Genomic DNA, 16,818 nt, shown 5'->3' with positions numbered 1-16,818 from the left:
TTAACTTTCCGGCGAATATAAAATGTGTGCCAAAGTAGGCCATAGGGCCCCATAAGCGAGCATAATATTGATTTTCAAGCGGTATAATCTTTGTAAGCAACATGACCGTCATTTACTTAGCCTAGTGAATGACTCCCAACCCATCACAATAAAAGAGTATGTTATGAAACCAGTAACCAACACCCTTTTGGCTGCCGCGACGGCCACATCCGCCATGACGCTTTTCAGCTACATTGCCTCGCACAAGGAGGATGAAAATTTCAGCGAACCAAAGCTGCTTGCGACATTCCTGGAAAGATCTCTGAATATTGAAAAAGAAGCGGCGCCACCGCTGGGCTGGCTATCCCATTACCTCATTGGTGCAGGGTTCGGAGTAGGTTATAAGTTATTTCTCAAATTGGGCAAAACGCAGGCTTCACCGCTGAACGGACTTTTATACGGGGCCGCAGCAGGTGCCTCGGGGATACTCTGGTGGAAAACAATGTTCGAAAACCATCCTAACCCGCCCAAAACGCACAGAAAAGGATATTATACGCAGCTTATGATCGCACACCTCATTTTCGGGGTGACATTATCTGCTTTTAAGGACAAACGAATTGTGTAGAGCAATATGACTCAACAACGCGGCGGCTGGTATGGTTTTTACATACCCGAGCCGCACTAAAACCAATAAATATGGAAAATATAACAAATGCCACGCATAGCGAAGGCAAAGTAGCCGAGGCAATCGAAGAGCAGACCGCTAAATTACCATCTGACATTTTCTTATGGGCGGCATTGGGATCAATGGGCGTTTCGCTCGCATTGAAAATCATGAAACGCAAGCATACAGCCTTGTTTGTAGGACAATGGGCAGCACCATTTTTGCTGCTGGGCGTTTATAACAAGATTGTTAAAACGCAGGGACACGATCAGGAAGGTGATTAGTCCATGCAATCTTAATTCAGCCCACCGTGCGTTATTTCAAGACACGGTGGGCTTTTTTTATTGATTCTTAAATACAAATTTCTCTATAACTGCCACTTCACCCTCAACGCCTTTTGCCAAAATGCCGGCGCGAACCGCCCTATCCCATGGTGGCAGGAAAGTAATATCAGGCGCGCTGATTTTCAAAGCTGTAAAAGCGGAGCCATTAAGGCTGTATTGAAAACCAATCTCCGTATTGTTTTTTACAGTCATTTTGATGAATAAATTTTTCCCCTTTGTGGCAACAGGAAACTTACCCAGACTGCTTCTTGCGCCATCTTTAACAATGGTAATGTCAATGCTATCCTGCTTTGCCACAGCGTAAATCAAATTTTTCTCGTCACCGATCAATGCTACACCGGCCATTGCGCTTTTTGCGGGAATGGTCTCCACAGTTGCCTCATAATTGGGGCCTTCTATCCTTCTTGCGATAAACAACTCGCGGTCGTCTTTAATCTGTAAACCTATACGGCCGTTTTTCAGCTCGAAAGCGGGCTTGTTGAAAACCGACCAGCTCCATTGCAGATCAAGTTTTTCTTTGTTAAAATCATCTGTTGCCGTAAACATTTTCGGGCTGTCCGACGGGGAAAGATATTCATCTGTAAAACGGATCCAGTTATCGGGTGTGAATTCAAAGCCACGAACCAGCGCCTGACGGCCCGTATATTTGTTTGAAGACTTGTCGTAAGCGTGATAAAGGAAATAATTTTTTCCCTGGTACGTAACGGCTGTTCCGTGTCCCGGGCACATCCAGTCGCCCTGGCCGGTCATAATCGGGTTTCCTTTGAATTTCTCCCAGGGCCCCATCAGGCTTTTGGAACGTGCAATGCCGGTGGCATAGGTGCAGCCTGGGCCGCAGCAGCCTGCTGCTGCATAAATTGCGTAGAAATAGCCATTGTTCTTAATCACCGAAACGCCTTCCACAAGGTTGGCTTCCCAGGGCGTATCGTTTCTGAACAGCTCTTTTTTTTCGCCCACAAGCGCCGTTTTTTCCTCATTGATTTCCTGGATCCAGATCGGCGTTGCCTTACCTACGCTATTGCCGTCTTCTTTCCAGATCAGGTGCAGCTTGTTATTTTCATCCCGGATCGGGAAACCGTCGATTGAGCCTACTTCCTGACAAACCAGCGGGCCGTGATCTTTGAAGGGCCCTTCGGGTGTGTCGGCACTGGCTACCCCTACGCACAGGTTACCCCCTTTTTTATGTGCAGTATAATAAACATATACTTTCCCATTCTCGTAATTCAGCTCAGGCGCCCAGTAGTAATAGTCCGCCCAGCCGGTCAGGTCGAGGAAAATGGATCCTGTTTGTGTCCAGTTTTTCAGGTCTTTGGACTTCATCACCGGAAAGCCCGGCGCCCAGTTGGAACTGGTTCCTGCGGCATAATATGTGTCTCCTACTTTAATAACCGAAGGGTCCGCGAAATCACCACGGATTACTGCCTGCTGTGCATGGGCAATGTGTACGAATATCAACAACAGCAGACTAATGCTCAATTTTTTCATAAATAACTTTTAAATGTAAACTGCGTTCCGGCCCCAAATATAAGCCAAAACGCTATTCGCCCGAGGGAACGGCAATGGCCTGCCCCGTAGAAACCGGCTCGCCGAAGCTGGGAAGACCGTCCGCTGTCCAGGTGAATTTCTGCATTCTCACATTCCGTGAACCGCCGCAGCGCTGCCCGGAGGCCGAGTTGGCATGGTAAATGATCCAGTCTTCCTCACCGTCTCTGGATTTGAAAAAGCCATTATGCCCCACGCCGAAAGCATTGGCCGAAGCCAGGCCTGTGAAAACCGGATTGGCTATTTTAGTCCAGCTTGCGGGTTTCAATGGATCACTTCCTTCCTGCAAACGCGCGATACCGAGCGAATAACGGTCATCCCCGCAGTAACTTCCCGAAAATACGAGAAGGGTTTGTCCGGCCGGGTTTTTCAAAATCTCCGGCCCTTCGTTCACTGGAAACCCACGCTTTTCCCAATCATACTGCGGATCAGCGATCTTCACCGTGGGTCCGGCAAGGGTAAACGGATTAGCCATCCGCGAAATGTATAAATTCTGGGTTAAATCGGTGTTTCCGCCTGCAAAAGGCCTTCCTGACCAAACCATAAAGAGCGTAGTATCCTGCTGAAAAACAGTCGCGTCAATGGACCAGAGGTCTTCCGGCTGCGTTTTAAGCTGGCCTTTATCCGTCCAGGTGCCCTGCGTCGGATCTGCATTTGCATTTTCCAGCACCCACATGCGGTGGTTGCGGTCCTGTCCGTCGGAGCCGGTATAGTAGATATACCATTTACCATTCAGAAAAAAGAGCTCCGGTGCCCAGATATCCCGCGAGTTACCACCCGATGCAGGTGCATTAAAGACCGTAACCGGCGTAACATCCTTCAAGCGGCTCATTTTACCCGTCTTCCAGATTTGTATCCGGTTGCCTAACGTGTGCAAATAATAGTAGGTTGTATCTTTCTGAAAAACCCAGGGATCGGGAGCAGCACTCAGTAAGGGGTTAGAGAATGTTGCTGCCTGCTGCTGCTTACCCGGCTCGGGGCTTTTTGCTTCCTTTTTACAGGACGCATCGATAAATAAAAATGCAAGGCACCAGATCAGGACTGGCTTATACAAGGTTTTGAATGTCATAACGGCGGTTTAAATGAACCAGAATTTGCTACTAATAACGTGGATTCTGCGTTAGGTTTGGATTTAAATCAATATCCGATTGTGGAATGGGATACCACTCGTTCCGGCCTATGACGAAGTTGGTAAATTCCGGATCTCTTGAAGCTAGTTGAGGTCCCAGATCACCCCATCTCTGCAAGTCCGCAAATCGCCACGTTTCACCACTCAGCTCAGTAATGCGTTCATGTTTTAGCTGGGCAAGAAACGCATCCTTTGAAAGTCCCGGCATGACCACGGACAGTGGCCGCAATCCTGCACGTGCGCGCACCTGATCCACATATGGATACGCTTGTACAGTTTGTCCAATGCCGTTTAATGCTTCGGCATACATCAGCAGCACATCTGCATACCGGAGTAACCTGTGGTTATTGGGCGAACTAAAACGCTCTTCCGTTCTTCCCTGCTCATTGTCATTAAGCTGCTTCCGGAACCAGACCATGCTTTTCAGTCCCGTACTGCCATACCTCTGTGCAAAAGTCTGTCCATATACCTGCGTGAAAGCCGGGCCACGTACATCCGTCGAATCGAACAGAAACGTAGCTGCAAGCCGGGGATCGCGCTCGTTGGTTGCTGTTTTTTCCTTGTGAAACTCGTTAACAACCCACCTGCGCGCAGCGCCGTCGGAAAATCCGAAGTCGCCTCCGGGAGGACCATAAAACCGCGCAATGGAAGTACCTGTATTATTAATGCGCGTTTCATCTACATCATCGTCGGTATTCTCATTGGGGTTAAACCTGAACTGTATTTCGAAAATCGATTCGCTGTTGTTCTCGGTAGAAGCCTTGAAGTTATCCTGATAATTGGCTACCAGCGTGTAAACCCCTTTTCCTTCGCCCGTAATAAACCACGCAAGTGCATTGGCTGCTTCCTGATATTTATTCTGCTGCAAGTAGGCTTTCCCAAGCAATCCCATTGCTGCCCCGCGCGTGGCCCGGCCGAGGTCGTCGCCTGTGTAACGCAGCGGCAATGCAGGCGCAGCTTCCATCAGGTCCCGCTCAACCTGTGCCCAGGCTTCTGCGTTGGTTGCGTTTGTGGGTCGGTCTGTCGGGCTGGACGGTTCAAGGATAATCGGTGGCCTGCCATAATACAGCGTGAGATTGAAGTAAAATAAGCTGCGCAAAAATTTCGCCTCGCCGATAATGCGCGTTTTTAAAGCTTCGTCCATTTCAATGCCGGGTACATAAGCTAATACCTGATTGGCCCTGAAAACACCGACAAACAGGTTTTGCCAGGTACCCGCAGTGAGACCTTCGTTATAGTTGGTCTGGTTGAAGCTCATCACGTTGTTCAGCGTAATGTCACCGCCTGAGCCGTAACCTTCGTCCGAACGCAGCATGCCGTGGTAAAACAGGAACCGGGAATAAAGCGTGGCGGTCCTGTGGAATGTGCTGTAAACGGCGTTGATCCCTTTAATGGCATCGTTCTGGCTCTTCCAGAAAGACGCAATGGTAGGGTTATTCGGATTCGGCTGATCAAAATCGCGGTTACAAGCCGTGGCAACCATTAAAATGAATGAGGTAAGCAAAAATATCTTTTTCATGTTGATGTCTTTTGAGATAAAGGCTGCTGATCAGAAACCCAGGTTGATGCCGAAAGAAATGATACGAGAAGACGGATATCCACCCAGGTCGACGCCTGGTTCGAGATTAAAATTCGCTCCGACCACATCCGGATCAAGGCCCGTATATTTGGTGAACGTCAGCAGGTTCTGCGCGCTTACATATACTCTGGCATTGCTCAGAGCCAGTTTGGTAGTCACAGCTTCGGGGATAGAATATGAAAGTTCGACATTTCTAAGCCTGAGATAGGACCCGTTTTCCAGCCAGCGGTCGGTATTGCCGCGCACATTGGATACAATGCCCCGATCTGCACTGGCAGGGTCGCCTGCTGCTCCTGTTGAATAAGAAACTCCTAAGCGTGGGAAATCAGTGTCGGTATTTTGTGGAGTCCACGGGTTAATGTCACGGCGGTAGTTGGAGTAGCCCATTCCGTCAATGTCCCTTCTCACATCATTGTAAATTTTTTGGCCAAATGCCCCATAGAACTGCACATTCAGCGATATGCCCGACCACGATCCGTTCAGGATCAAACCGGAAGTTAGTTTTGGCCATGGACTGCCTGCAAATGTGCGGTCACGGTCGTTGATATCATCATTGGTTCCCTGATCGATGCGGTTTACGTAGCGGACATCACCCGGTTTTGCGTAAGCGGCCTGCGCTTTATGCGCCTGAATTTCTTCGTCATTCTGGAAGAGGCCATCTGTTTTAATCAAATAGTATTCACCAATAGAGCGGCCCACTTGCGAACGCGTATTGCCCGACTGGATGTAATTCCTAGGTTCTCCCGTTTCTTCATCCACACCCAGATTACCCAACTCGAGCACCTTGTTCCGGATCAGACTGAAATTGGGCGCAACGCTCCATGTGAATGGTCCGGATGTATGGCGATAGGTAAAATCCAGCTCAATGCCCTTGTTTTCAATAGAACCAATGTTAACCAAGGGATCGCCTTGCAAATTCCCGATGTAAAGGGGCAGTGGCAGCGATAGCAGAACGTCTTTTGCCACAGAACGGAAGGCGTCAATGGTAATAGCGAGCTTGTTGTTGAAAAGCACCAGGTCTGCACCAATGTTAGTTGTCGCTTTTTGTTCCCATTTAATATCTTCATAAACCAGCCTGGCTTGCGTAGCACCGGGAAATTCTGTCTGCCCCGACCCAAAAACTGCCCTCGGCGCCTGGTTTAAGAATCCGGTAAACTGATAGTTACTCAAATTGGCCGAGCCGAGGACACCATAAGAACCTCTCAGTTTCAGCTCGTTGATAATGTCAGACTTAAAAAATTCTTCATTACTGACTTTCCATGAAGCTGCGGCCGATGGAAAATATCCCGTGCGGTGAGCAGGCGAAAAACGTGAATCCTTATCAGCCCGGAAAGTGAATGTGAGGTAATATTTTTCAGCAAAATTATAGTTCAACCTGCCCAAAGCGGAATTGATCAGCGTCTGTGAACGGGTACCCGTCGCTGTCATGCCACCACTGGCCGAATTGATGGTTGTAAAATAATCGCCGCCGTACACACCTAGCTGTAAACGCCGCCCCCCAACATCATCATTGCGAATGGTCTGCTGCGTATACCCTACGACCCCGTTTAAGTTGTGCTTATTAAATGTAAAATTGAAATTCAATGTATGCTCAAACAGATAGCTCAGGAATTGTGCCCTTGTCTGCCCTACGCTGCTGAACTCCGGTGATTGGTTCCAGTACCAAAGGCCTTCTTTCCTGATGTTATTCGTTTTGTCAAAGCTCGTTTCCAAACCGGCATTGAAGCGGTAAGTAACGTTTTTCAGGATTTTATAATCGATAAATGCATTACCCAGCACTTTGAAAAAATTGGAAGCTGAGCGGGTAATGTCGTTGATGGCAGCCTGGTTTCTGGAAAATGACCGCGCATTGAACGACCCGTAACCCCAGCCGCCCGGATTGGAAGTACTTTGCAGGTCGGCACTTTGGACCGGGATGATCGGCAGGCTCGTCCATACATCATACCAGGCGTTACCCTCTGCAAATCCACCCTGAAAAGGCGCATTCCGCTCGGTGCTCGACACCATCAGATTTTCTCCGAACGTAAATTTATTGCGGGTCGCCTCGGTATTGATCCGCATCGAACCACGCTTGAAATCCCGGGCTTTGAGCACACCTTCATCCGCAAAATAAGAGCCGGAGATGAGATATTTGCTATCCTTGCCTCCCCCGGACAAGCTGACATTATAATCCTGAATACTGCCTGTTTGCAGCAACTCGTCAGCCCAGTTTGTATTGACGGCGCCATTATAATTAGCCACAGATGGCTGCAATGCATAACCTGCCGCCTGGTAAGCGCGGGTATTGGTTTCCACGTATTCCTGGGCATTCATCATATCCCACCGTTTGGGAAGCGACGAAATGCCAAAACGCGCCGATGCATCCACTTTCAGCGCACCCTCTTTTCCTTTTTTGGTAGTAATGATAATGACTCCGTTTGCAGCCCGCGAACCGTAAATGGCCGCCGCCGACGCGTCTTTTAACACTTGTATCGTTTCTACATCATTGGGATTGACCGTTGTATTGGCATCGGCCAGCATACCGTCGATCACGTACAGCGGACTGGCATTTCCAAACAGTGTACTCAGTCCGCGAATGTTCACTACTGCTTCCTGTCCCGGCGCACCGCCATTCCGGACCGCGACGCCCGGGGTCATGCCCTGCAACGCTTCCGGGACCGAACGGGCAATCCGCTTATTCGTATTCTGGGCATCAATGATGCCCGTTGCGCCCGTCAGGTCTGAACGGCGAACCGACTGATAACCGATCACCACAAATTCTTCCAGATTCTGAGCATCCTCGGCGAGCTGTATCGTGTAGCTGGTCTGGTCGGTAACCGGCACATCTGAGGGCAGGTAGCCGATAAAAGTAACCCTTAATGTCTGACCGTTTTGTGCAGTAATTGTAAACTTTCCGTTGGCATCTGTAATGGTGGCGGCATTCGTTCCTGCGACGACGACCGTGGCGCCAGGCAGGGCTTCACCCGTGGCTGTTTGCACGACACCGGTTACATTGGTGCCTTGCGCGAGGGCAAAATGAACGCCGGAAAGCAGAATAAATAAGAGTTGAAACAGGGTATAATAATTACGCATAGCTGATGGGTTGATGAATTTAGTTGAATCCTTAATGTTAATTGTAACTCCTCATCGACAGGAAAAATTGCATATATTCTATAAAAATTGTGCCAATTCAAGGATAAAGCAATGGTTACATAGCATAAAATACCGCCACATTTCTATGGCGGTATTCTTAGCTGTTACATTGAAATCTGAGATTACTCGCGCCGGAATATTACTGCTTCGTATTATGCTTGGTCGCCTCGTTTTTGTAGTTGTTGGTCTTTCCGGTGTGGTTCTTCGTATTTTTTGGTGCAGAACCGCTGCCCTTCTTCATGGTCGTATCCGGTTCGGTCAGGTTTTTTTTACGCCTTGCTACTGCTTCCTTTGAGTTCAGTAATGATTTCGAATCTTCATTATCGGAAGAATATCTGCCGACGTCGTTCGCATTCTCGTTCGTGGCGCCTCCCGGTCTCGTGCTTGATTGTACGTCACCGCTGTTAGCGTTGCTCCTGCCCTCCGGCCTGGGATTGGATGGACTGGCAGCCGGCGCGTTATTCGCGCCTTGCTTGCTCTGAGCGGCAGACTGTCCTTGCTTACTTTGCGATGCAGTTTGTCCTTGCTTGCTCTTATCAGCATTTTGCCCGCCCGAAACGGTTGCATTTTGAGAATACGACACGGTGGTAGCAAATAGCATTGCTGCAAGAAATGAGATTAATGGCTTGTTCATGGTTCGGTTAATGTTTGATGAATAATGTTTGGCATAATAGCCATTCCAGGCGGAGGATATTATAAAAGGCATGCCAACAGATCAGATCGCTCACTAACAAATTTTCATTTTTGGGCACAAAAAAATAGGCACCTGTTAAAGTGCCTATTTGACGTCTAATTATGTCTGATCAAAGGTCGAGCCCCCTTCTTCTCAATCGCTCTTCATCGGTCAGATCTTCGGCTTCCACTTCTGTATGGCGCAGCGTTTCGTTGATTACCTCATCGCGCTCGTCCACTGTCTTGTTCAAGCTTACTTCTTCCACAACCCGAGCTTCCTTATTTACAACCGGGATCTCTGCATATTCCTTCATTTCAATAGTTCCTTTAGTGAAGGTATCAAAATCCGATTCTGAAGCAATGCGGTCAACAGGTGTCCTGTTAACATTCACCTGCTCCTGACGCAGGCGAACGCTTTCCTGGACCGGACGTTCAATGATGCGGCTTCTCAGACGCACGCCACCCGTTTCAATCTCGCGTTTCCCAACTTGCAACTCTTCCTTGATAACTGGTAACGATCCCGATTGCTCATCCGCAATGATGGATCTTTCATCCCGATCGGTTGAATAGTCATCTCCGATCAGTGAACTCTCCCGATTTGTTGAAATGTCATCGCTAACAATCGAGCTGTCATTCCGAATTGTTGAATAGTCATCTTCAATAAGTGAACGATCGCGATTTGTTGAATATTCGTCGCCAATCAGCGAACTGTCGTTACGGGTTGTTAAATCATCTGAATCAGATACAACATTAAGCGATCGGTTTGCATAAGGATCTACTGTGTTATCCTGATATGGATTTACCGGAACTTCCGTAGCGGTGCCTGCATATCCTTGATCTGCCGTATATCCTTGGTCTGCCGTATACTTAGCATTATGGTCATTCACATCCACCGCACCGAACTGGTCGAGAATAGCAGCTGCGTTTTCGGCTTCCATAGCATTGGCAGCATGAACTGTTACAATGGTTCCGCGACGTCCCGCTTCCGAGTAACGTCTTGTTTCTTCTTCGTCCCCATCAAACAGGTCCCTGAAAAAGTTACCGATACGGTCCATCACATCCTCGTCGTCATTATGAACAGTTGATGTTTCCTGGTCCGACTTGTAGGAAGCCGTTTTGATATCGACATCGCCGCCTGCGAATCCGTTTGCCAGTAAATAGTTTTGCGCTTCCTGCGCATCGCTTTCATATTCGAAAATTCCAACTACTGTATTAGCCATGATTTCTTATTTTAAAAGTTATTGGTTTGTTGATTAGCCGCCCACTCTTAAATATCCATGCCTGAAGTGTCTCTCGAAATCGTGACTTCTTCTTTTCTCAGCACTTGTGAATATGTTTTCTGATCCTGGTGCTGATGCTTTTTTATGTGAATTTCTTCAACGAGCATCAACCGCTTTTCCACAACCAAAACCTCCTTGACAACCGAAATAATGGTAATATCCCCCTCTTGTCGAACAGGTGCCGGAGCAGCGTCCACGTACTGATTGATTTCTTTTCTTTCTATGGTCACTTCTTCACTCGTAACCGTAGCATCAGCGAAAACTTCCTCTTCCAGCACTTTTTTTGAAACAGTAACACTCCCCGTTTCTACAACTTTGGAAGATATCACCAGTTTTTCCTCGATTACCGGGATCTTTTTTGTTTCCAAGGAAGAAAATTCATGACCGATCCCGGAATCGTCATTATTGGAAGACATTGTTATTGTTTCGGAAATTTGTCCACAGTTTCTTTTGTCTCATCGGCAAGTTGTTCAGCGGAACCCTTTGCTTTATCGACATATGCATTCGCTGTGTCTTTAACCTGGTCTGTCAAAGAGTTAAGCTTATCCTTGGCTGTGCCAGCTACTTCGGCAGCCTTTGATTTTGTTTCTTCCCATTGATTTTTCAGCTTGTCTTTTTGCTGATCGGCCAGGTCTTTAATCTGCTGACGTGTCTCTGCGCCTGATTTTGGAGCGAATAACATGGCAGCTAACGCACCAACTGTCGCACCTACGAGCACACCAATTACAAAACCGCCGTTAAAATCTTCTTTGTCTTCATAATGATACTTCGAGCTCATGACATTATAATGTTTAGTTGAGCCTCAATTACTGCTAAAAATGTGCCAGGCGAAAAGCCAGGGACGATTCAGCGATGCATAGTGCAATGTTAGGCCATGCACAATTCGTTGGCCCAGTTATTTAGGGCGTAATGCTGATTTGACATTAAAGCTGTTTAGCTTTGGCAAATTACTTCCTGCAAAAGTATGTTTGTAATTCAATTGAATTCTCCGCTACACAATTATATAGCATGAATAAGAACGGCCCGATTATCATTATAGAGGACGACCCCGACGATCAGTTTGTATTAGAAGAAGTTTTTAATGAGCTCGGTTACTCTAATCCGCGGATGTATTTTGCGGATGGGCAAACGGCATTACAATATTTGTATCAGGTCGACGAACGGCCCTTTATCATTATCTCGGACATTAACCTGCCCCAGCTTAACGGACTGGAACTGAGGAGAAAAGTCCAAACAGATGCCGAGCTGAGCCTTAAATGCATTCCTTACGTTTATTTTACAACGGCCATTAACCATCAGGTCGTTATTGATGCTTACAGCACATCAGCGCAGGGATTTTTTGTAAAACCAGGTGAATTTGAAGAGATTAAATCGACTATCAAAGTGATGATCGACTATTGGAAAAAGTGTGCTGCCCCTAATAATTTCTGAACCGCCTTTCACTCATTTTCTGAATAAATCTTCCCGAACACTTCCTTGCTGAGCGGCTTGGAATGATAGCCCTGCACAAGCGGATGTTCTTCGGCACTCTTGATATCCTCCGGGTCGATGGAGGACGAAAGCAAATATATAGCAAGTTGTGAGCGCATTTGACTGGGAAATAAGGCCACCTCATCCAGAAATTCCCACCCGCTCATTGTGGGCATATTAATGTCAAGAAAGAGCACCGTTTCCCCAAAAGGTGTCGCCTGCCCAAATGCTTCTTTGAAGAACGTTAGCGCTTCTTCCGGATTGGTAAACAGCTGTATGCTGGCCGCGGGTGCAACACTTGCGATCACATATTTGCAGACCATATTGTTGATCGGATCATCGTCAACCACAATAAATTGAGCAGGTAACTTCATATAACCGGGTTTTGATTCAGTTCAGACTGAAATTCAATCTTGAATTCAGTGCCTTCATTCACAGTACTATTCACATGAATCTTTCCACCGAGCATTTCCACCTGCGTTTTGACCATAAACAGCCCCAGGCCTTTGCCTTCCACATGCTGATGGAAGCGTTTATATAAACCAAAAATCTGAGAGCCTTTTCTTGTCAGATCAATTCCCATCCCATTATCGCGTATGCTAATGTTTACCAGGCCGTCGTCGAGGCTGCTGCTAATGTAAATAACAGGCGACAGATCCGGGCGGCGATACTTTATGCTATTGATAATCAAATTGTAAAAGATGCTGTACAGGTAAGTTTTAAGCGTAAACAACTCATCTACGGCGCGGAAGTCTGTTTGAATGCTGACCTGCTCTCTATCAATGATGTTTTGAAGGCTCGACCGTATGTTATCGACCAGATGCTGCAAATTCACAGATTCTTTGTTTTCGCTTACCTCCCGTTTGATACGCAAGATTGTATTCAAATCCGAAATGACATCATCCAGCCTTTTTACATTCAATAGTATACCTTCCAGGAACTCGTCCTTCACCGGTTGCGGATAAGCATCCTGGCTAATCAGCTCGCCCAGCCCGATAATATTTGCTACGGGCGCCCGCAGGTTGTGTGATACGATGTACGCAAACTGGTCAAGCCCTTTGTTGGATTCGGAAAGCTCACTCGCGTAGTTCCGTAAATTCTCATTAAGCTCGCGGAGCCTTGATTCAGACTCTTTCCGCTCGGTAATGTCCCGGAAATACGCCGATAGGCCATTCAGGGAAGGGTAAGCTGTAATCTCGAACCAGGTGTTGTCCATTGCATAGTAAAACTCGAAATGCTGGATTGCATTAAGCTCCACCGCCTTATTATATTTTTCATAAATAGTTGTCTGGACGACGTGCGGAAAAACATCCCACAAGCTCCGACCCAGTATTTTCTCTTTCGGGAGATGCAACAGGATCTCGGCTTCTTTGTTCCAATAGTTGACGGTCCAGTTTTTATCCAATGCATAAAACCCGTCCCCTATGCTTTCAAGGATCACTTTTCTCTCTTCAAGCGCCTTAATTACTTTTTCATCGGCTTGTTTTTGCTCAGTAACATCATGTAAAACACCATATAATGTAGCTGGTTCTCCGAGGCTGTTCAGCTCGATCTGCGCGCGCACGTGCAAATGCCTGACCTGCCCGTCTTTTCTGATGATACGGTGATGATAGTCGGCGGGCTGCATGGAATCCAATACGCGCTGATTGCTTTTTATAACATATTCCAGGTCCTCGGGATACACAAATGACAGCCACGACGCTGTGGATTGAATGTTGTCCTGATCTTCCAGGCCGTAAATCCGGCATGCTTCATCCGACCATACACTGGTATTGGTTGCCAGGTCTGTTTCCCAGCTGCCCAAATGGGCTATCGCCTGGGCCTGCCGCAAGCGTCTTTCTTTGTGTTTGAGTTGTTCGTCAGCGATCAGTTTCAATCTTTCTTTTTCGAAGAAATCCAGGGAGTAAGAAATTTCCATGGCTGCTTCCTCTAATAAAGTAATTTCTGCCTCAGTGAATATATCCGTTTCGGAAGCGTAAAGGTTAAACGTCCCCACGATCTCGCCCGATCTTTTGATGGGCAAAACCAAACAAGACTGGTATCCAGCCAAAGCTGCCAGCGCTTTCCAGGAATCGGAAAGAAATTTTTCCTGGGTGTTATTGGTAATATAATAAGGCTGTGATTCCAGAGACGAACGCAACATGGTCTGCTCGCCAGCTACATTTGCAAGGCCAGCCATAAATTCTTCCGGCACGGCATGCTGTTCAACAACATTGATTTTTTCAGTGTCGTGGACAAACATCCCTACCCAGGCTCCCTGAAATTTCCCGGTTTCACACGCAATCCTGCAAACTTCTTTCAGGACCGTTTGCGCGTCCGGCGCATGTACAACCGTGTGGTTAACCTGGCTCAGGAAAGCATACAGCCTGTTCAGATGCAGTATTTTATCTTCGCTGACCTTTTGTTTTGTAATATCCCTGAAATTATCAACAATCCCATTCACCGCCGGCTCGTCCAGGAGGTTGGTTACCGTTGCCTCTATCCAGCGCCATGTGCCATCCTTATGAAGCATTCGGCCGGTATGCCCTGGTATTGCGGTTCCTGGATTGGCAAATACTTTCATCATAGTATCCGATAACCCGGAAAGGTCCTCGGGGTGCGCCTTGGAGAAAATGTCCATAGCCATAACTTCCTCGGCCGTATATCCCAGGACGTTTTTTACCGCATGTGATACATAAGTTGGCCGCGCTTCCCTATCGAGTATCACCACCGCATCGCTGCTGTTTTCAACAAGGGTGCGAAAACGCCCTTCACTATTGGTTAATTGTTGCAGCAACGCCTGTTGTTCCCGCTTAACCTGGTATTTTTCAAGGGCCTTATGCACTGCAAATGACAAACGTCCAGCCTGATTTTTGATCATATAGTCATCTACCCCCGTCAGCAACATTTCTTCCGCCATTGTATCGGAGACCGCATCGGAAATAACAATGAAGGGAATCGTAAGGTCAAGCGACCGCAGAATTTCAAGCGCCTCGGTGCATTTAATGCCTGGTAAATTGTATTCCGAAAGAATGATATCGGGAGCAGATTCCGTGATAGCAGCAATAAATTGTTCTCTCGTGCCAGCTATTGTGATGACTGGAAGCAGGTCTGCTTTCTGCAAGGCTTGTGTTACAATGTTCGCTTGATCGTGTGAATTTTCCAGGTAAACTATTTTCAGACTACTCTCCATTTTAAATCCATTAGGATGTGTGCAACACGCCGGGGCTTGATTTTGAATTTATTATTTCAATATGCAAATGTTAAACGAAGAGTGAAGCTAACAATGTCGAATTATTTTGTATTAAATATAGGAAGAAGTAGTGTCGTAAACACTTCTTCCTTTTTTCGGCAGGGATTGGAGTTGAAGAATTGTGAAATGCTAACGGCTTCTGACCCTCAGAGCGCTACGTGATAGTTAGGGTCGTCGACGATATTTACTTCGATCACATCCTGTGCATTGGCCAATAACCTTCGACAATCGGGGCTCAGATGCGTGAGGTGGACTTTTTTGCCTGCTTTCTGATACTTTTCAGTGATCTTATTAAGCGCTTCAATGCCGGACATATCTGCAACCCGGCTTTCAGAGAAATCAATAATTACTTTTTCCGGATCACTAGCAATGTCGAACTTCTCGGAAAATGCAGTTACCGATCCGAAAAACAGCGGGCCGTAGATTTTATAATGTTTGACGCCATTTTCATCAGTCATTTTTTGCGCGCGGATCCGTTTGGCACTCTCCCAGGCAAATACCAATGCCGAAATAATGACGCCAATGAGGACAGCCAGGGCGAGATTATGCAGGTAAATCGTGATCGCCGCAACCAGTATCCCTACAAACACATCCTGCTTGGGCATTTTATTAATAATCCTGAAACTCACCCACTCGAAAGTCCCGATCGCAACCATGAACATGACACCCGTAAGGGCGGCCATGGGAACGAGTTCAATGACAGGCGCACCGAAAAGAATGATCATGAGAATGGTCAGCGAAGCGATAATACCTGATAATCTGGCCCTTGCGCCTGCCGAAAGGTTGACCAGCGTTTGCGCGATCATGGGGCATCCACCCATTCCGGTGAAAAAACCATTTAAAATATTCCCACTCCCCTGTGCGATGCATTCCCTGTTTCCATCACCCCGCGTCCCGGTTATTTCGTCCACCAGATTCAATGTTAGAAGTCCTTCGGTAAGCCCCACCGCACCCATGACCAGGGCATAGGGAAAAATAATCTGTAATGTGGAGAAATTGAGCGGGATGTCCGGAATGTGAAAGGGAGGAAACCCGCCGCTTACGGACGCAATGTCGCGCACTGTTTTGGTTTCAATTCCCAATCCCAGGACAACGAGGGATACGATAATGATCGCAACCAGTGAAGGCGGAACTGCCTTCGTAAGTTTTGGAAAAATGATAATAATGCCGATCGTAAGCGCCACCAAACCAGCCATAACCAGCAACTGCGCGCCTGCTAACCAGGTAGTTTCACCATTTACAACCGTTTTGAACTGTTCCAGCTGCGACATAAAAATGACCACTGCCAAACCATTCACAAAACCATACATGACCGGCTGCGGCACCAACCGCACAAACTTCCCGAACTTGAATATGCCGACTAGGATTTGAAAAACCCCGGCCAACGCCACCGCTGCAAACACATATTCCACCCCGTGCGATTGCATAAGCGCGATCAATACAATCACCGTGGCTCCCGCTCCGCCCGAAATCAAGCCCGGCCGGCCGCCGAAAATGGACGTGACCAGGCCCATAATGAATGCTGCATAAAGCCCGACCAAAGGTGAAAAACCAGCCAGAATAGCAAAAGAAAGCGATTCCGGCATCATCGTCATCGCGACGGTCAGTCCGGCTAAAATTTCATTTTTATAATTTACTTTCTGCTTGAAATCGAACAGATTAAAGAAGCTTTTCATTTATGGATTTATTATATCATTCTGTTTCAGGAGCTGAGCCAGCCCATCATTGCAGCCCGAACCACCTGACAACTTCCCGCGAACAGCGTTGCGTAGCAACAGCAAAAGTATAAGGAAGA

At 47.3% G+C, this 16,818-nt stretch carries 14 protein-coding genes; 3 read left to right on the top strand and 11 right to left on the bottom strand.

The features are described 5' to 3' along the window. Positions 1-163: 163 nt before the first annotated feature. Together L0660_RS05160 and L0660_RS05155 are read left to right on the top strand one after the other, a co-directional pair. Positions 164-604, top strand: coding sequence for a hypothetical protein (locus L0660_RS05160; RefSeq protein ID WP_233795853.1), 441 nt, complete (start codon positions 164-166; stop codon positions 602-604). A 71-nt stretch (positions 605-675) separates the two neighbouring features. After that, the gene (locus L0660_RS05155; protein ID WP_026631002.1) at positions 676-927 is read left to right on the top strand and encodes a hypothetical protein; all 252 of its coding nucleotides are present in this window, start codon (positions 676-678) and stop codon (positions 925-927) included. Positions 928-984: 57 nt separating this feature from the next. On the opposite strand, the gene L0660_RS05150 is transcribed toward L0660_RS05155, so the two are convergent. From L0660_RS05150 to L0660_RS05115, 8 genes are all read right to left on the bottom strand, one after another. After that, positions 985-2,472 (bottom strand): family 43 glycosylhydrolase, encoded by a 1,488-nt coding sequence (locus L0660_RS05150; protein WP_235158437.1) that lies wholly within the window; start codon positions 2,470-2,472, stop codon positions 985-987. Positions 2,473-2,524: 52 nt separating this feature from the next. Continuing rightward, positions 2,525-3,598 (bottom strand): family 43 glycosylhydrolase, encoded by a 1,074-nt coding sequence (locus L0660_RS05145; RefSeq protein ID WP_235158436.1) that lies wholly within the window; start codon positions 3,596-3,598, stop codon positions 2,525-2,527. 31 nt (positions 3,599-3,629) lie between these two features. After that, entirely contained in the window at positions 3,630-5,177 is a 1,548-nt protein-coding gene (locus tag L0660_RS05140; protein ID WP_235158435.1) for a RagB/SusD family nutrient uptake outer membrane protein, read from the bottom strand. A gap of 30 nt (positions 5,178-5,207) precedes the next feature. Further along, positions 5,208-8,309 (bottom strand): TonB-dependent receptor, encoded by a 3,102-nt coding sequence (locus L0660_RS05135; protein ID WP_235158434.1) that lies wholly within the window; start codon positions 8,307-8,309, stop codon positions 5,208-5,210. Positions 8,310-8,508: 199 nt separating this feature from the next. Then, the gene (locus L0660_RS05130) at positions 8,509-9,003 is read right to left on the bottom strand and encodes a hypothetical protein (RefSeq protein WP_235158433.1); all 495 of its coding nucleotides are present in this window, start codon (positions 9,001-9,003) and stop codon (positions 8,509-8,511) included. A 169-nt stretch (positions 9,004-9,172) separates the two neighbouring features. Next, complete coding sequence (locus L0660_RS05125; RefSeq protein ID WP_235158432.1) at positions 9,173-10,261, bottom strand: YsnF/AvaK domain-containing protein; 1,089 nt, start codon at positions 10,259-10,261, stop codon at positions 9,173-9,175. A 47-nt stretch (positions 10,262-10,308) separates the two neighbouring features. Next, positions 10,309-10,737 (bottom strand): YsnF/AvaK domain-containing protein, encoded by a 429-nt coding sequence (locus tag L0660_RS05120; RefSeq protein ID WP_235158431.1) that lies wholly within the window; start codon positions 10,735-10,737, stop codon positions 10,309-10,311. 2 nt (positions 10,738-10,739) lie between these two features. Further along, a complete protein-coding gene (locus L0660_RS05115; RefSeq protein ID WP_235158430.1) occupies positions 10,740-11,099 on the bottom strand; it encodes a YtxH domain-containing protein in 360 nt (119 codons plus the stop codon). A 230-nt stretch (positions 11,100-11,329) separates the two neighbouring features. Between L0660_RS05115 and L0660_RS05110 the strand changes: the two genes are divergently transcribed. Continuing rightward, positions 11,330-11,752: a response regulator gene (locus tag L0660_RS05110; RefSeq protein ID WP_233795844.1), complete on the top strand. Its 423-nt coding sequence runs from the start codon at positions 11,330-11,332 to the stop codon at positions 11,750-11,752. An 8-nt stretch (positions 11,753-11,760) separates the two neighbouring features. On the opposite strand, the gene L0660_RS05105 is transcribed toward L0660_RS05110, so the two are convergent. The 3 genes from L0660_RS05105 to L0660_RS05095 all read right to left on the bottom strand — a co-directional run bounded on the left by L0660_RS05105 (position 11,761) and on the right by L0660_RS05095 (position 16,699). Continuing rightward, positions 11,761-12,165 carry a response regulator gene (locus L0660_RS05105; protein ID WP_235158429.1) on the bottom strand — a complete coding sequence of 135 codons (405 nt, stop codon included), beginning with the start codon at positions 12,163-12,165 and terminating at the stop codon, positions 11,761-11,763. Beyond that, the gene (locus L0660_RS05100; protein WP_235158428.1) at positions 12,162-14,963 is read right to left on the bottom strand and encodes a PAS domain S-box protein; all 2,802 of its coding nucleotides are present in this window, start codon (positions 14,961-14,963) and stop codon (positions 12,162-12,164) included. Before L0660_RS05100 ends, L0660_RS05105 begins: the two co-directional genes overlap by 4 nt. A gap of 206 nt (positions 14,964-15,169) precedes the next feature. After that, positions 15,170-16,699 carry a SulP family inorganic anion transporter gene (locus tag L0660_RS05095; RefSeq protein WP_235158427.1) on the bottom strand — a complete coding sequence of 510 codons (1,530 nt, stop codon included), beginning with the start codon at positions 16,697-16,699 and terminating at the stop codon, positions 15,170-15,172. Positions 16,700-16,818: the final 119 nt, after the last annotated feature.

It is taken from the genome of Dyadobacter sp. CY351 (assembly GCF_021502625.1).
Classification (GTDB): Bacteria; Bacteroidota; Bacteroidia; order Cytophagales; family Spirosomataceae; genus Dyadobacter; species Dyadobacter chenhuakuii.
The sequence above is the reverse complement of the archived record's forward strand: the minus strand, read 5'-3'. Positions and strand labels throughout refer to the sequence as shown.

Bases quoted from the DNA above. Each gene is read 5' to 3' on its own strand.
- L0660_RS05095 (WP_235158427.1), bottom strand. From the start codon at position 16,699: ATGAAAAGCTTCTTTAATCTGTTCGATTTCAAGCAGAAAGTAAATTAT.
- L0660_RS05130 (WP_235158433.1), bottom strand. From the start codon at position 9,003: ATGAACAAGCCATTAATCTCATTTCTTGCAGCAATGCTATTTGCTACC.
- L0660_RS05120 (WP_235158431.1), bottom strand. From the start codon at position 10,737: ATGTCTTCCAATAATGACGATTCCGGGATCGGTCATGAATTTTCTTCC.
- L0660_RS05155 (WP_026631002.1), top strand. From the start codon at position 676: ATGGAAAATATAACAAATGCCACGCATAGCGAAGGCAAAGTAGCCGAG.
- L0660_RS05105 (WP_235158429.1), bottom strand. From the start codon at position 12,165: ATGAAGTTACCTGCTCAATTTATTGTGGTTGACGATGATCCGATCAAC.
- L0660_RS05160 (WP_233795853.1), top strand. From the start codon at position 164: ATGAAACCAGTAACCAACACCCTTTTGGCTGCCGCGACGGCCACATCC.
- L0660_RS05115 (WP_235158430.1), bottom strand. From the start codon at position 11,099: ATGAGCTCGAAGTATCATTATGAAGACAAAGAAGATTTTAACGGCGGT.
- L0660_RS05100 (WP_235158428.1), bottom strand. From the start codon at position 14,963: ATGGAGAGTAGTCTGAAAATAGTTTACCTGGAAAATTCACACGATCAA.
- L0660_RS05140 (WP_235158435.1), bottom strand. From the start codon at position 5,177: ATGAAAAAGATATTTTTGCTTACCTCATTCATTTTAATGGTTGCCACG.
- L0660_RS05125 (WP_235158432.1), bottom strand. From the start codon at position 10,261: ATGGCTAATACAGTAGTTGGAATTTTCGAATATGAAAGCGATGCGCAG.
- L0660_RS05135 (WP_235158434.1), bottom strand. From the start codon at position 8,309: ATGCGTAATTATTATACCCTGTTTCAACTCTTATTTATTCTGCTTTCC.
- L0660_RS05110 (WP_233795844.1), top strand. From the start codon at position 11,330: ATGAATAAGAACGGCCCGATTATCATTATAGAGGACGACCCCGACGAT.
- L0660_RS05145 (WP_235158436.1), bottom strand. From the start codon at position 3,598: ATGACATTCAAAACCTTGTATAAGCCAGTCCTGATCTGGTGCCTTGCA.
- L0660_RS05150 (WP_235158437.1), bottom strand. From the start codon at position 2,472: ATGAAAAAATTGAGCATTAGTCTGCTGTTGTTGATATTCGTACACATT.